Annotated in this window: 15 protein-coding genes and 1 pseudogene; 11 read left to right on the top strand and 5 right to left on the bottom strand. The window is 35.2% G+C overall.

What is annotated here, in order from left to right:
• The first annotated feature begins 387 nt into the window (after positions 1–387).
• From DBR39_RS02740 to DBR39_RS02710, 7 genes are all read left to right on the top strand, one after another.
• A complete protein-coding gene (locus tag DBR39_RS02740) occupies positions 388–735 on the top strand; it encodes an enoyl-CoA hydratase (protein ID WP_124530748.1) in 348 nt (115 codons plus the stop codon).
• 433 nt (positions 736–1,168) lie between these two features.
• A complete protein-coding gene (locus tag DBR39_RS02735; RefSeq protein ID WP_124530747.1) occupies positions 1,169–1,519 on the top strand; it encodes a hypothetical protein in 351 nt (116 codons plus the stop codon).
• A gap of 37 nt (positions 1,520–1,556) precedes the next feature.
• Entirely contained in the window at positions 1,557–1,886 is a 330-nt protein-coding gene (locus tag DBR39_RS02730) for a hypothetical protein (RefSeq protein WP_124530746.1), read from the top strand.
• Positions 1,887–1,937: 51 nt separating this feature from the next.
• Entirely contained in the window at positions 1,938–2,957 is a 1,020-nt protein-coding gene (locus DBR39_RS02725) for an RHS repeat-associated core domain-containing protein (protein ID WP_228447753.1), read from the top strand.
• 549 nt (positions 2,958–3,506) lie between these two features.
• Positions 3,507–4,091, top strand: a complete 585-nt coding sequence (locus tag DBR39_RS02720; RefSeq protein WP_228447752.1) for an RHS repeat-associated core domain-containing protein — start codon at positions 3,507–3,509, stop codon at positions 4,089–4,091.
• Between the two features lie 252 nt (positions 4,092–4,343).
• Positions 4,344–4,655 (top strand): hypothetical protein, encoded by a 312-nt coding sequence (locus DBR39_RS02715; protein ID WP_124530744.1) that lies wholly within the window; start codon positions 4,344–4,346, stop codon positions 4,653–4,655.
• A gap of 42 nt (positions 4,656–4,697) precedes the next feature.
• Positions 4,698–5,090, top strand: a complete 393-nt coding sequence (locus tag DBR39_RS02710) for a hypothetical protein (RefSeq protein WP_103231633.1) — start codon at positions 4,698–4,700, stop codon at positions 5,088–5,090.
• An 83-nt stretch (positions 5,091–5,173) separates the two neighbouring features.
• On the opposite strand, the pseudogene DBR39_RS24440 reads toward DBR39_RS02710, so the two are convergent.
• Positions 5,174–5,266: pseudogene (locus tag DBR39_RS24440) on the bottom strand (XRE family transcriptional regulator); the annotation flags it as partial.
• 88 nt (positions 5,267–5,354) lie between these two features.
• On the opposite strand from DBR39_RS24440, the gene map reads away from it, so the two are divergent.
• Positions 5,355–6,119, top strand: coding sequence for a type I methionyl aminopeptidase (map, locus tag DBR39_RS02700; protein ID WP_124530743.1), 765 nt, complete (start codon positions 5,355–5,357; stop codon positions 6,117–6,119).
• A gap of 302 nt (positions 6,120–6,421) precedes the next feature.
• Here map and DBR39_RS02695 read toward each other — a convergent pair whose 3' ends face one another.
• On the bottom strand, positions 6,422–7,009 hold the full coding sequence (locus DBR39_RS02695; RefSeq protein WP_124530742.1) for an FMN-dependent NADH-azoreductase: 588 nt from the start codon (positions 7,007–7,009) through the stop codon (positions 6,422–6,424).
• Between the two features lie 174 nt (positions 7,010–7,183).
• Between DBR39_RS02695 and DBR39_RS02690 the strand changes: the two genes are divergently transcribed.
• Together DBR39_RS02690 and DBR39_RS02685 are read left to right on the top strand one after the other, a co-directional pair.
• Complete coding sequence (locus DBR39_RS02690; protein WP_124530741.1) at positions 7,184–8,716, top strand: M20/M25/M40 family metallo-hydrolase; 1,533 nt, start codon at positions 7,184–7,186, stop codon at positions 8,714–8,716.
• 291 nt (positions 8,717–9,007) lie between these two features.
• Entirely contained in the window at positions 9,008–9,703 is a 696-nt protein-coding gene (locus DBR39_RS02685; protein ID WP_124530740.1) for a hypothetical protein, read from the top strand.
• Between the two features lie 107 nt (positions 9,704–9,810).
• On the opposite strand, the gene DBR39_RS02680 is transcribed toward DBR39_RS02685, so the two are convergent.
• Positions 9,811–10,602: a DUF2490 domain-containing protein gene (locus tag DBR39_RS02680; protein WP_185147118.1), complete on the bottom strand. Its 792-nt coding sequence runs from the start codon at positions 10,600–10,602 to the stop codon at positions 9,811–9,813.
• Positions 10,603–11,055: 453 nt separating this feature from the next.
• On the opposite strand from DBR39_RS02680, the gene DBR39_RS02675 reads away from it, so the two are divergent.
• Entirely contained in the window at positions 11,056–13,527 is a 2,472-nt protein-coding gene (locus tag DBR39_RS02675; protein WP_124530738.1) for a TonB-dependent receptor, read from the top strand.
• A gap of 69 nt (positions 13,528–13,596) precedes the next feature.
• Here DBR39_RS02675 and DBR39_RS02670 read toward each other — a convergent pair whose 3' ends face one another.
• Together DBR39_RS02670 and DBR39_RS02665 are read right to left on the bottom strand one after the other, a co-directional pair.
• Positions 13,597–14,331 (bottom strand): hypothetical protein, encoded by a 735-nt coding sequence (locus DBR39_RS02670; RefSeq protein WP_124530737.1) that lies wholly within the window; start codon positions 14,329–14,331, stop codon positions 13,597–13,599.
• Between the two features lie 138 nt (positions 14,332–14,469).
• Positions 14,470–14,886, bottom strand: coding sequence for a hypothetical protein (locus DBR39_RS02665; RefSeq protein ID WP_103231625.1), 417 nt, complete (start codon positions 14,884–14,886; stop codon positions 14,470–14,472).
• Between the last annotated feature and the right edge of the window lie 189 nt (positions 14,887–15,075).

Below are 15,075 nucleotides of genomic sequence, written 5' to 3'. Positions count from 1 at the left end.
AAATGGTATATTACTATATAGAGGAGTGTCATCATCTTCTCATTCTGAAATACAGGCTACTATGTATAATGAAGCATTGTTTGGAATTGCTATACCTAATGGATTAAGGCCTGAAAATATTCATAGAGCACATTGGGATATGGATGATCATGCAATGAGTGATAATATTTCAGTTTGGACGTCTTGGACAACAAATAAAGAAACGGCAAGATATTTTGCTAAAGGAGTTAGCGGAAAATCAGAAGGCGTGATATTATCAAAAAGATTTAAAATTGGAGTTAATGCGATCCCTAATGTATCCGAAACAGGAATGAAAATGCAAGAGAATGAATGGTTAATTTTTGGACCAGTAATAAGAGCTAATGTTGAATACATAAAACCATAAAAATGACAACAAAAGAAGATATTTTTAACTTAATAAAAAAAAACATTAATCTATCAGGAGAAATTAATGACTATCATATAAAATTAAATGATGGAAGATTTTATAGGGAAAATATGATTGGTGTATATAGTATTAGAGAGGGAATGGCTATTAATAAAAAGAATTATAACCTTGCAAAGCAAATGCATCAGCTACTTATTGGGTTGAGAAATGATTCTGGAATATTATTAAAAGGAGTTACTATTAAGGGGAGAAATTATTCTGGAATGTTCTATTTAAGTGAAAACTATGATAAAGTTATTGGATATTTAGAAGATGACATTGATGAAAGTGATAATATAATAAGTTAGAGTATTAATTATCTATCTTACGTTGGTGCAAGCATCTCGCTCGTGTTTACAAATAAAAGAAGCTCCCGGTGATGCGAATACCTCGCCCGTACCATATAAACAACAAACCCTTACTTTTGTAAGGGTTTGTTAAATTTTAAAAAAGTTAAAATATTTTCATTATAGGGTTTGCAACTATTTTATAACATGAAAAATAAATATAGACTTACGATTGGAACAAACGATAGACATGTGCCAGCAACAGGGACTCAAAAGTAAATAACTCTAAACCAAATAATACTGATAAAAAAAATTGGAAAGTTCTTGGAAAGCTTTTGGGAAAAGTAAAAGAGCAGCTATGGACGTTGTCTCTGTCGGTGCTGCTAAATTTTAAGGCCTTATCCCGTTAAATAAACAAGAAGTATTAATTTCTGGAATAGTAAAACACAACTAAATGGAAAAAAGCAACTTTCAAAGAATATTGAACTTATTTAAAAAGCAAAGTGATAATGATTTATATGTAACCATATATAATTATTTAAAATCAATAGATAAATTTGAATATATTCTTATCGATAAAAATAAAGCATATTTTATATATTCTGTAAGAAATGAAATCAATAATACTGTAAATGAAAATTTAAAAATTCAAGGCTATGATGAACTATTAAACAATCTTAATATATTTAATAGTAAAAGTGTGATTATTTCTAACTTTGATTATAACGAAAAGGATTTTACTATATTTATCAATGATAAAGAGACTCAAATATTAGGAATATTATGGCGGGATATAAACAATTAAATATAACCCGATGTCTTAACAATAAAACAAAATGTTATTGGAAAAATTGATATATTGTAAAATAAAAGAATATGATCCTCAATTAAATGATTTTGAAATTTCATATTCAAATCATCCTTTATTGTTGCATGATGTAATTATGTCCTATAAAGGAAGAAATAAATTAGCTAAAAGCGAAAGTATAAAAGAATTAACATATGAGATCTTAAATAATCTTCTTTTAATTAAAAACGAATCTGTTGAATATGTAAAATTTGTTGTTGTAAGATATAATATTACGAGTAGGCTGTTTGTTTTCGCAGAAGACTATTCAAAAGTTTTTTTTGATTTTACATCACCAACTGAAAATAATTTAGAATCTAATTAAAGAATATAAACAAGGGGAATATTCCAAACATATTGGCAACAAATTAGAGCATTGAAATTCAATGCTCTAATTTTAAAATATAATGGGAAAGAACTTCAGGAAACAGGAATGTTTGATTATGGAGCAAGAATGTATTTGCCGGATTTAGGAAGATGGGGTGTTATAGATCCCTTAGCTGAAGCATCCAGAAGATTTACCCCCTACCATTATGGGAATAATAATCCGATAAGGTTTACAGATCCGGATGGAAGACTTACCGTAGATAACCTGCAGGGAGGATACACTAATGGAAGTGCTGTTGCAGATTTCATGTTTAGAACCGGCTTAAGTTCAAATGAACAGAATATGCCATTATTCTATCGTAATGAGGGGGGAGCAATGATAAGAACCGAAGCCTTAGGTAATGAAGGCCAGGGCGGTGGTGGTTATACCTTTACTGGAAAAGCAGCAGCATCCATATTTAATTATTTTAATAACGGAGGATCTATGTCTGGACTTAGCTTTGGGGATACGGAGCTGACATGGTATACGGGTACTGCTACCCAAGATGCTTATAGAATGGGTGATGATATCTATTCAGACATAGATCTTGGAGGAATACATAGAGCAAAAATTGCTAATTACAACCCTATAGATTATGAAAAAGTTGCAGATAGAGTTTTTAACTGGGTACAAGGACACCCTAAAACAATTACATCCATTGCAGGAACTGTTGAAGGGTCTTCTCACTTAGTTTCTTGGGGCTTAAATAAATGGAATGCAGCTTCAAGTATAACAAAAAGTAGTATTTTTGCTGAAACGATAAGCACAAGATTACCACTATCAGCCCAAACTTTGAGTAGAACCTCAACAGTTTTAAAATGGACAGGAAGAGCTGCTGGTGCTATTGGTTTATTAAATACAGGTTATCAATGGCAACAGGGAAATATCTCAAATGCAAGAGCTATTGCTGACGGTATAATGGGAGCCGTGGGTTTTATAGGACCTTATGGGGCTGCAGCATCATTATTATACTTTGGAGGAATGGCTTTAATAGAACAGCATGGCAATAATAATAAACCTTTATTTTAACTTCATATGATTAAATTTATAAGATTACTTTTTTACCACATCTATATTTATTATTATAAGGCGGATAACAGAAATAAGGCATTAGCTAAGTTTACAACTTTCTTAATTTTTACTATTATATTTGTTTTTTTAATAGTGAATCTTTCTAATTTGGTTTACCAATATTATGATAATAATTATACTACACTTTCTGGAAATTCCTATATTTTGGTCAGTATAACAATTGGACTTATCATAGGTTATTATTTGTATAAAGATGGATTTCACGATTTTAACAAGTATAATGATTATGATAAAAAATATTATTATTATTTCTTTATCATAATGACTTTGATTCTATGTTTGGTTATTTATACAGGTAAAACAAGTAGAGAAAGAATTTTCAAACAAAAAGCTTTGGATAAAGAAAATACTGAAAAAATACAGGTAAATTGAATGTTTTCAACTGGCGTGAGAGTCCAATAATAAAAACAAAAAACCACTGCTGATGCAGTGGTTTTGTTTTATTTGTTCTGAAGAAACCGCTATATTTACCAGTACAGAGACCACTTGACAGACGAGTTAAAGAGAGGTTTTTATGAAGGCTGCGAACGCAGTTCACTCAGGATAAGTTTTGCAAAAAACAGAGAAGGAGTTCTTGAAGTTACAGACACCAACAATTACTATCCATTTGGATTAAACCATATTTCAAATTCGTTCAGCACATCTGGCTTTGGAAGTTATTACTCTTATAAATATAATGGGAAAGAATTGCAGGAAACAGGTATGTATGATTATGGAGCGAGAATGATGATGCCCGATCTGGGAAGATGGGGGGTGATGGATGCGATGTCTGAGAATTACAATTCTCTAAGTCCTTATAACTATGCGGTAAATAATCCTGTGCTATTTATTGATCCTGATGGGAATGATGCTTTTCAAACAGGAACTGTTTATAGAGAAGAGGTAGCACAAGCGATGTTTTCAGCTTATGTAGCAACGATGTCTACAAGTAGTGAATCTTCGGGAGGAAATGTATTTACGGGATTGTATAATGAGTATGATAAGAATGGCAAGATGATTAGTAATTTAGGTGGAAATAAAATAGATTTTTACCATCAAAGAAATGGAGACACTAAAGTAGTTAGTCGATAAACTGGAGCTTCAAATATTATTAAAGACGGAGAATCTATTATTAGAGGTTATACTCATAGAGGAAAAGATGTAGGATGGGAAACTATAGCAATTGAATATTTTGGAGGAAGTGGAACTGCTCGCAGTCTATTTAGTGATTTTAATGATTCTAATGATGGTCCTTTTGCTTCTCTAGATAAGCCATCGTCTCCATATTCTTCTTTAGCAAGACAAAAAGCACTAAATTCAAAAGATTCAAAAGGAGTTGTTAAAATGGATTATCTTCAAGCTAACCCCATCAAAGCAAATTTTGATTGGTATGAGCAAATGTGGGGAAGATCAAATGTGTCTTGGTATAAATTAGGAGATGAAACACTTTTTTTAATGACTGATTCTAAGTCACAAGAGTCGTTGTTTTATAGATTACCAGTAAATAATTTTGAAAGAATCGAAGGAAAGTTAAAAAGCTTTGGAAATACATATCAGACTTATATATGGACTGAAAGCAACTCCGAAATTCAAAAAAAAGTAATTAACCCAACCTTAAAGAACGTTTTTAAACAAGCTATAACACCACCATACTAACAAGACCTAGATTTTAAATCGAACAACTTAAATTTAATAAATATGAAAAAAAGTATAAGTTTAATTTTATTACCTTTTTTATTTTCTTGCCAAAATATTAGTAATGAAGATATATATGGAAAATATTCACCCATATCATACAAGAATACATACGACACTTTAACGATTAACAAGGATGGGGTTTATAACAGAGTAATTTACAATATAAAAGGGAAGAAATTGTTGAATTACAATTCGAAATACAAATTAGAAGGTAACACAATAGAGTTTAATGATTTTTATTTAAATTTTGATAAAGATTTAATTGCCTTTCCAGAAGATGTGAATGATACTGATATGACTTATACTACTTTTTTTGAGAAAAAAGATAAGAATATTGTACTTTGCTTTGGCTACCATGATGGGGAGAATTGTTATAAAAAGATTATAGAATAAAAAAAACGCTGGCGCGAGCGTCTCGCTCGTGTCCAAAAATAGAAAAACCACTGTATCAGCAGTGGTTTTTATTCTTTTGTCTGTTATTTTTCAAGCAACTTTTCCAGTCTGCTCATCATTTCATCCTTTTCTTTCAGAATACGTTCATACAACGCGATTTTTTCTTCATAAAGTTTTATTACTTGTTCAATAGGATTTAAAACGGTACGTATCGGAATATTTTAATTTCCTAACTTTGTAACAATCAACAATAATCAAACAAATATGTCAATCACCAACGAAGATCAAATGATCGGAATGCAAAAAGTAAGTGAAGCCGTTGCCTATACTTTGAAGAAAATGATGGATTATGCTGAACCGGGTATGACCACAAAAGATCTTGATGAGTATGGCGCTAAAATTCTGGAAGATTTCGGGGCAAAGTCTGCTCCTTATCTGACGTATGGATTCCCGGGCTGGACTTGTATCAGCGTGGATAATGAATTCTGCCACGGTATTCCGACAGATCAAAGGATTTTGAAAGAAGGCGATCTGATCAATATTGATGTTTCTGCTGAGCTGGGTGGATATTGGGCGGATAATGGAGGTTCTTTTGTGATTGGAAAAGATATTCATGGACATCAGCAATTGGTGGAAGCATCTAAAGATATTTTGATAAAAGCGATCAGCAACATAAAAGGCGGGGTGAAAATCGCAGATATAGGACATTTAATGGAAACAGAAGCGAAGAAAAGAGGTCTTAAAGTCATTAAGAACCTTGCCGGGCATGGAGTAGGCAGAAGCTTACACGAGCAGCCTGATGAATTGCTGAACTACAGAAACCGCTATGATTCCAGACGTTTTAAGAAAAACTCTGTCGTGGCGATTGAAACTTTTATTTCTACCGATTCCAATATTGCTGTAGAATTAAAAGATGGCTGGACAATGGTAGGAAACAAAGGTGGCTATATGGCCCAACATGAACACACCATTGTAGTGACCGACGGAAAACCGATCATTTTAACCCAAATGAACGAAATCCTGAATTAGAAAAATGAAATATCGTTCAATTTATGCAGAATAAACCACCAAGATAGGTATGACAATAAAAGTTTTTTAAGGCACGAGAATTCTATCATCATTTCCTTGCTGAAAATCTTTGATTTTCTTGCGCCTTAAAAAACACATCAGAATTAAAACCCTTTTCGCCTTTGCTTTAAAAAAAAATATTCTTTTAATTTCAAAGCTTCATCCAATCAACTTGTTGATTCCATCTTTGCTTCCTTCTATTCAAGATTCACAATTAAAAACTTTGCGTTAAAAATAAAATTTTAAAACAGTAGTATCTATGATCAAAAGTCTTTCAGAATACTTTCATAATCTGGATTGAAACCATTTTCCATAGTCCCTTCCACACGATACGTTTCAACATCCGTAATTCCGGTATAACTTCTGAAAACATCTTTGAGATAAGCAGAAATATAATCCGGAGCATCTTCAGCACTTCTTCCGCCGGAAGCAACAGCGAGATACACTTTTTTATCTTTAAACTGTCCCAAACGGTTCCACTGTTCATCAAAAACATACGTAACTCCCGCCCGGATCAGCTGATCCAGCCATGCTTTCAAAGGGGTTGAGATTCCCAGATTAAACATAGGAGTTCCAATGACAATAATATCAGCCTCACGTACTTCATCCACAATCGTATTGGCATATGAAAGAAGCCGTTTACTTTTTTCATCATACAATCCAGGATCTTTATAAAACTCATAGATTGATTCTTCATCCGCATACGGTGGTGCATCCTTCACCAGATTCTGTACAGTGACTTGATGATTCCTGTTTTGTTGCAAAAGTTTGTCAACGATAGCCGAACTGAGACCTTTACTGTAGGATAGATTTCCTCTCGCGCTGGAAATGATGTGCAGAATATTCTTCATACTATTTTTTGTCCTAATGACGATCTTATTTTCATCATGGGGACAGGTTCATATAGTTTTATCCGTTGTGAATTCTTAAAGTGTTTTACCCTTGAAAGTTCAAAGTGAATTGTTAAAGACCAAATACTTTGCTATATTTATAGGATCAAACCACTTCACAAAAACGTAACCGCTATGAAAAAAATTCTTTTACTCCTTTTGGGAATCATTATTATTCTGGCTGCTGTAGTATTAATCAAAACCTACACCTATCCATTTAAGAAAAATAATATCGGAGCAGGTGAGGGGTGGAAACCTGTAAAAAATGATTCTGCCGTAATGAGATTTTCGGGCGGAATAAAAATTCCTACCGTTTCTACCGGAAGTTTGGGTGAATTCAATTATGCACCGTTTGATCAGTTCAAAACCTATTTAAAAACATCTTATCCTTTAGTATATCAGAATACAGAAAATGTTGAAGTGAACCAGTATGGATTGGTGTTCAGACTTAAAGGAAGCAATCCGTCTCTGCAACCTATTCTATTCCTTTCCCATATGGATGTTGTTCCTCCGGGAGATGCCAATATCAAAAATAATGAAGAAAACATATTCCGTCCGGATGATAAGCCGCTGGATCCTGTTGCAAAAGTATCAGAAGACTGGGAATATTCCCCTTTTTCAGGAGTGGTTGCCAATGGAAGGATCTATGGAAGAGGAGCGATCGACATGAAAGGAATGCTTTTTTCCTTAATGGAATCTATGAATTCTATGATCAAAAGCAAACAGATTCCGCAGCGCGATATTTATCTGGCTTTTGGTTTTGATGAAGAAGTGGGCGGACAAAAAGGAGCAATTCAGATTGCCGATTACTTTAAGAAAAAAGGTTTGAATTTCGATGCCGTTTATGACGAAGGGGGACTGATTATGAGAAAGGGAAATGTAGCGGGAATAGATACAGATGTTGCCGTTGTGGGATGTGCTGAAAAAGGATTTCTTTCCGCAAAAATAAAAGTAAAAGGACTGGGCGGACATTCTTCTATGCCTCCTATGGAAAGCGCTATTGGAAAAGCCGCCGTTATTATGCAGCGTCTGGAAGATCATCAGATGAAACCTGTAATCACGCCACTCATTAAAGAGTTTTTTAATAATATTGGAGGAGAAATGCCCTTTACGACAAGAATGGCACTGGCGAATCAATGGTTGTTAAAACCTGTACTGATTTCCCAGCTTACCAAAAATAATACGACCAATGCATTGGTAAGAACGACAACCGCTCTCACCATGATGAAAGGAAGTGATGGTACCAATGTGCTTTCTCCTGAAGTGGAATTTGTCGTTAATTTCAGACTCCTTCCCGGAAATTCGGTGAAAGATGTAAGGGATCACATTGCTAAAGCGACTGAAGGTTTTGATGTTGAGGTAGAAGAAATTGACAATACAAGAGAAGCTTCCGCAATTTCTCCAACCAATACAAAAGCCTTTAAATTAATTGAAGCCGGAGTGAAGGAAATTCATCCCGGAGCGATTGTTACTCCATACCTTACCATGGCAGGGACAGATGCCGGTAAATATGAGATTGTGAGCAAAAACGTATCCCGATTTATGCCCATTAAGATCAATAGTGCAGAACAGCAGAGCATTCACAGTACCAACGAATATCTCAGCATCGAAAACTACCTGAAAATGATTCATTATTTTGAATACATCATGAAAAACTATGATAAATAAATGAGTCAGTTTGTTTTGCTTATGAGTTTTTATTTTAACGCGAAGCTCGCTAAGATATTTTATTGTTTTTAAATCCGATCGCAAAAGCAATGTATAAACTAAGATCCTGGCTGAAAGAAGTGCCTTTGCGAACAAAATATAAAACGTTACCTAACAAACCTTGCGAACATTAGCGTTAATAATGACTAATCCTTGACTTAACAATCTTTCAAATCTTTTTTACAAAAAATATATTACGTCAAGTTTTGTCGCATTACGAGTATAGCTTTGTCATATCAAAATTACAGAGCTATGGAATTGCCATTTTACTTAAACTTTAACGACTTTGAAAGTAATTATTACGATAACCTTGAAAAATGGTTTGAAGAATATCATAACACCAGCGAAACAGATTATCTGAAAGCGCTGGCTGAACTTTACAGCCCCTATGTCTATTACAATTTTGCAGAAGACAGGTTAAAGCAGGATGCTTCCATAGAAGTTAAAGACTGCTTTTTTCCTTACCATGAGAAAATCGGAATCTCTTTCTGTATTGATTGTGAAAACGGAAACTCGCCAGCCAATGCGATGCACCATGTATTTGAATTTAAAAATATTTCGATGATGGAATATGCCCAGCATATTCTCGATAAGATCAATAAGTTTTGTTCAAAAAATGCCAATGCCCTGGATAGCAGTAAAAATATTCTGGACTATATCAATAACTATGCTGTCATCACATCGGTAGAAGGGGTAGGGTTTTGTATCAGCTACAATAGGCATCAGAAAGCCATTCCTTTTTTAAAGGCTTATCTTCCCTACTATGGCCAGACGGTTAATATGGCGGTATATAGGGATTTTCTCTTCTCCATTGTGCAGATTGCTGAATTCATAGATCAGAAACTGAAAAATGTGCATGCTTTTAAACAAACTATTTATGCCAGTTCAAGATCAGAGGCGAAATTCAAAGTACAGATGAGCCGCCAGTTTCTGACCTTGTGCAATTAAGATTTTACACCAAACATTCATACTTAATTATATTGCGGAAAAACTTATGTTTTTCAAACAAATCCCAATCAATAATGATTGGGATTTTGTTATATGTTCTTTATAGATTATCTTTTTCTATAAGGGATATTCCAGATCACATCAGCAGCCAGATAATGAACGCCACCATGATGAATACTTTTGCTGCCTCTGATCAGGTCATCCATATATCCTACATCTACTGTAAAAGGAGAATTGGGAATTGTAAACATATAATAAGCTGCAATACGCATTTCACGGTATCCGAATGATCCCCACTCAGAATTTGGTTCATTGAGATGACTTATAGAAAACAGAGCTTCAGCACTCAATGCCAGCTTTTGATTGTTTTTAGGGGATAAATTGTAAGTCAATTGACTCTTGATACGGGTTCGCAGTTGAAAATCTTCCTCTACTTTATGAAAGTCTGCATCAAAAAACTTCCTGAATTCCTGCCGCACCGTATTTTTCAGTTTCCATTGTTGCCCAAGTTCAAAAGTGTAGGCATATCTTCCGTATATCCTGAATTCCTGTTCTGTATTTTCTTTGTCATAAGGGGCTGTGCTTTCATACTGAGGCTGCCTGCGGTAGCTGATCGCATAGCTGTATTGTTGATGAGGAGCAAAGGAATGATATACCTCATGATTTAAAACAATGATAGCTTGCTTTGAAAATAAATTATGGTTATCCGGGCTGCTTTTTCTTCCGATAGCAATATAGCTTAAAGCCTGTTTCTTACCTAAAGAATCCAACTGTCGCTTCACTCCGAAAGCACCCCAGAATGCATTATGGGCATCTCCCAATCCGGGGGGACTGATCTGTGCCTTGATGCAAGTTCCTATGCATCCCAATAAAAATAGCCCTGCAAAAATTTTCTTCATGCTCAATAGTATAGATAACTGTTTTATAATTGACTTAAAATGACTGCGAAACCATGAAACGGATAAGGATACTGTTGATACGCAGAAAGAATACTTTATCCTGCCAAATTTAGAAGCTTTGTTCATAAAATGTTTATTCAAAATCTTTTAATACTATTTAAAAACAAGACAAAATAAGGACCTGATTTAGGATAGAATTAGGAATAAAATAAATTGCGGATAACATGTGGATAACTTGTTAACAACTCGCGGTAAAGCGGTGCTTCCATAAATAAGTTAAAGCAAGAACATCTCTTACTACTTGGTTTACTTATTATCCCCATGCATTAACTTAAGCACAAACTCAAGAGGATTTAAAATTTATTTAGAATAGTTCAAATTAATATTGTGGGAGAATTTGCTATTTCTTTATTTTGCACTTTTATTTATAATTATTTTAAATAAGGCTGAAAAATGATACAATCAAATGAATGTGTGCTCTCATTGGGGCATATGGCTCATTCTGGAATTACCACACGGAATGATATTGCAACCCACCACAAAATACAATGGCTTAAACGATTTCTAATCTTCTTATTCTCTTTGCTCAGTTTTACAACTCTGTATGCTCAGGATTTACAGGGAGGCATAACCGGAAAGGTGAATATGGTAGATGGGCAGCCTCTGAGAGCTATATCAGTTTCATTGTTGGAAACAGACCGCCAGACCCTGACAGATGATGATGGGAATTATCATTTTGCAAACCTTAACGCGGGAACATACACTTTAAAATTACAGATTCTTGGAAGCAAAGAAGTCCGTCTTTCTGTTGAAGTGAAAGCAGGTGAAGATACAAAACTTGACTATCAGCTGACAAAAGAAAATATTCAGGCGATACAGGAGGTTGTCATAATGAAAAATACAAATAGGTTTTCCAAAAAGGAAAGCGGATTTGTAGCAAGGCTGCCGTTGAAAAATTTAGAAAATCCACAAGTCTACAACACGGTTACCAAAGAATTATTTCAAGAACAGGTGGCGGTAGATCTTGGAAGTATTTCCAAAAATGTGCCGGGAGCCGGAGTTCCTATGATTGCCAATCAGGGAAGAGTAACATTTCGTTCAAGAGGATTCGAAACAGAACCTAACGCACGAAACGGTGTGGCGGGAGCTGCATTTTCAGTAATTGATCCTGTAAATTTGGAACGTATAGAAGCTATTAAAGGGCCGTCGGCTACCTTGTTTGGGAAAAGTGTAGCCAGCAGCTATGGCGGTGTATACAATAGAGTAACGAAAAAACCGTATAATAAATTTGGCGGGGAAGTAGGCTATGTAGGAGGAAGCTGGAGTTATAACCGATTGACAGTGGATGTGAATACTCCGGTAAACAAAGATAGAACAGCTCTTTTCCGTCTTAACGCTGCAGGAACGTTTGAAAAGAGTTTTCAGGACCTCGGATTTACCAATTCTTTAGCCATTGCTCCTAGTTTTTCTTATCAGATCAACGATCGTATGTCGCTTCTTCTGGATGTGGAATTCAACCAGGCAAAGGGAACATCCGTTGTTCGTTTTAATCCTTATACAGGAAGCAACAAAACCCAGTCTATTGCGGATATGAAGTTTCCCTACTATAAAAAATTCCTGGGTGATGATCTGGCGTATGAAACACAGATGATGAACATCTTTGCTCAATTGAATTATAAAGTTTCTGAAAACTGGACCTCACAGACTATATTATCCCGCGCAAGATCTACAATCAATGGGTATATTTCTGCGATTAACGGGAAAACAGACTCTACAGCAAGTGCTCAGGTGATGGTTGGTACAACTTCGTTTATTGCGACCAATATACAGCAGAATTTTATTGGAGATTTTCATATCGGACGTTTCAGAAACAGAATGGTTGTAGGATTGGATTATTATAACAATTCCAATCATTTTGACCGTTATCATACCAATACCAAAGTGTTCAACTTTGTTCATCCTTCAGCAGATTTTAGAGTCAATCAAAATATAATTGATGCCCTTACCGCAACGTCTGCTTTCAGAAAAGAAAATAATAGTGATAATACCTATGCTGCGTATGTATCAGATGTATTCAATATCACCGACCAGCTTATGGTGATGGCCAGTTTGAGGGTAGACCGGTTTCAGTTTAAAGGAGTATATGATATCACAACAGGAGAGATCAAAGGAGGACTGAGCAATAGTGGAACCCAATCGGGACCTTATGGACAGACGGCTCTTTCACCTAAGATGGGAATTGTTTACGAAGTATTAAAGAATAAACTTTCCTTGTTTGGAAATTATATGAATGGTTTTAATAATGTAAGTGGAGTAGATATTAATGGAAATACATTCAGACCAGAGTATGCCAATCAGTTAGAGTTTGGAGTGAAGGCAGATATTTTCAACCACAGACTGGTAGGAACATTAAGCTATTATAACATCCGTGTAGATAATATTTTAAGAACCAATCCTGATGATATCAACTATTCAATACAGGACGGAACACAGCTAAGCAAAGGAATAGAAGCTGAAATTACTGCCAACCCGTTTGATGGATTGAATATTGTAGCAGGATATGCTTATAACGACAGTAAATATACCAATGCCAATCCTTCCGTTAATGGTTTAAGACCTGCATTGTCAGGACCTGCCAATATGTACAATTTTTGGATCAGTTACAGGATTTCTGAAGGTAAATTGAAAGGCCTTGGAATAGGTGGTGGTGGAAATATGGGATCATCTTCCTATCAGACGAATACACAAACGGCCAAAGTCATTATTCCATCTTATAAAATGTTTGATTTGGGGATATTCTATGATCAGCTAAAATATAGAGTAGGACTGAAATTCGATAATATTACCAATGAAAAAGCGTGGTCTGTACGTTTGACACCTCAGGCTCCATCGCGTTTTCTTGGAAGCGTTTCTTTAAAGTTTTAAATAAGATGATAATCATTGAAAATCCCGGACACATGATCCGGGATTTTTATTTTGTCGATTTAAAGAAGATCAGTTGATCCAGAGACAATAATTATTACGATACCGTATTTTTCCATAGGTGTTCCCCTGAAATGTTCCTAGAGTATTGTCTTGCCAGTCTTGCCTGATTACGTACAATCCCGGAAGAGTCGGTTTAAAAACGGCTTGATTATTTTCATCAACTGAAATATTCTTTTCCCAGTTCTCAGGGTTGAATATTCTGATTGGAGTTCCCTTTTCTACGGGTTTCATATTCCGATATGGAGAAACCGTGTAAACACCATTCTTTTCCTGAAGAATAATATCCATAAACTGGGTAGGGGATGCCATATTGGAATGCTGTCCAACATGGTAATCACCACACATAAAATCGATAGGACGTACATTTTCCTGAGGATTTTTAGAACGTAGCAGCACAGGCAGCTGATCATTCATTCCTAGAATCCGGTAGCTTCCCTCTTTATCAGGAGTGAAAGTTCCTTCCCAATGATCTCCCACCATTTGTAATTCAAGCTTTGACTTTTCTCCTTTGATGTTAAGAATATAGAATTTGAAATTCTTAATCTCATTAAATTCCGGTCCGGTAGTACGGTGGCGCTCACTAAGATCATTAATAAAGCCATAGCAGACCTGAATTTTTACAGGATCTTTTAATTTTCCCGACCCATGAATTTCCATCCAGTAAGCACTGGCTTTTGTAAGTTGGGGAACTAGAAAAACAGCTAAAAATAACAGCAAAGGGAAGGCTGTTCGTAGTTTATACATATTGATCAAATCATATTTTAATAGGCTAATGTAGTGAAAAATGAGCTATGGGAAATTTTGTTATTTCACATCAAATTGCCACAATAGTAAATACTGTGGCAATTCTGATTTATGGAACTGTGGACTGTGATTTTTAGTTTAGTTTTTTCCTGTCTTACACATGGCATCCCATGTGGTCCAAAAATGAGCATTGATCGCTCCAATAGGAGGTTTTGTGCTATCAGCAACGATCCCTACCATAGAGGCGCAATTGGAGTTGCAGCCTATTTCATTATAACTTCCGGCCTGAGGCGGAATCTGGCGCCATGTACCGGTAGATGCACTTAATAATTCTACCTTAATATCAAAGATCCCTGAAAGATTAGGGGTGTGAATTTGCTTGGTAGGATTTTCACTTGAAATGGAATCACTCCAGTTTCCCTGTGAGAATGTAACTCTCCATGTAGAAATCATCTTGGATGTTTCGTTTTGAGGAGAAAGATATACCCAGAACTGTGCTCCGTTTCCAAGTTGCACATTGCCTGAGGAATTTGCGTTTACACTTGTAGATGTCATGTTAAGTTGGTTTTTGTGGTTATTTTATATTCCAAAGTAACAAAGAACGAAACAGATATGGTATAGTACAAATGACCAATTATGGAGTTGGGTATAAATACCTATTAAAGAAGAACGGATAACCCTTTTGTAAATGGGTAGAGATCTGCCATCAAAAAATGATAAAAAAGTAAAGAGTTTTACCCAAAA

This window comes from Chryseobacterium sp. KBW03 (assembly GCF_003852415.1).
Lineage (GTDB): Bacteria > Bacteroidota > Bacteroidia > Flavobacteriales > Weeksellaceae > Chryseobacterium > Chryseobacterium viscerum.
The sequence above is the reverse complement of the archived record's forward strand: the minus strand, read 5'-3'. Positions and strand labels throughout refer to the sequence as shown.

Excerpts from the sequence above, each read along its gene's own strand:
- DBR39_RS02735 (WP_124530747.1), top strand. The coding sequence starts at position 1,169 with ATGGAAAAAAGCAACTTTCAAAGAATATTGAACTTATTTAAAAAGCAA.
- DBR39_RS02685 (WP_124530740.1), top strand. The coding sequence starts at position 9,008 with ATGGAATTGCCATTTTACTTAAACTTTAACGACTTTGAAAGTAATTAT.
- DBR39_RS02710 (WP_103231633.1), top strand. The coding sequence starts at position 4,698 with ATGAAAAAAAGTATAAGTTTAATTTTATTACCTTTTTTATTTTCTTGC.
- map (WP_124530743.1), top strand. The coding sequence starts at position 5,355 with ATGTCAATCACCAACGAAGATCAAATGATCGGAATGCAAAAAGTAAGT.
- DBR39_RS02715 (WP_124530744.1), top strand. The coding sequence starts at position 4,344 with ATGGATTATCTTCAAGCTAACCCCATCAAAGCAAATTTTGATTGGTAT.
- DBR39_RS02690 (WP_124530741.1), top strand. The coding sequence starts at position 7,184 with ATGAAAAAAATTCTTTTACTCCTTTTGGGAATCATTATTATTCTGGCT.
- DBR39_RS02675 (WP_124530738.1), top strand. The coding sequence starts at position 11,056 with ATGATACAATCAAATGAATGTGTGCTCTCATTGGGGCATATGGCTCAT.
- DBR39_RS02695 (WP_124530742.1), bottom strand. The coding sequence starts at position 7,009 with ATGAAGAATATTCTGCACATCATTTCCAGCGCGAGAGGAAATCTATCC.
- DBR39_RS02680 (WP_185147118.1), bottom strand. The coding sequence starts at position 10,602 with ATGAAGAAAATTTTTGCAGGGCTATTTTTATTGGGATGCATAGGAACT.
- DBR39_RS02670 (WP_124530737.1), bottom strand. The coding sequence starts at position 14,331 with ATGTATAAACTACGAACAGCCTTCCCTTTGCTGTTATTTTTAGCTGTT.
- DBR39_RS02740 (WP_124530748.1), top strand. The coding sequence starts at position 388 with ATGACAACAAAAGAAGATATTTTTAACTTAATAAAAAAAAACATTAAT.
- DBR39_RS02665 (WP_103231625.1), bottom strand. The coding sequence starts at position 14,886 with ATGACATCTACAAGTGTAAACGCAAATTCCTCAGGCAATGTGCAACTT.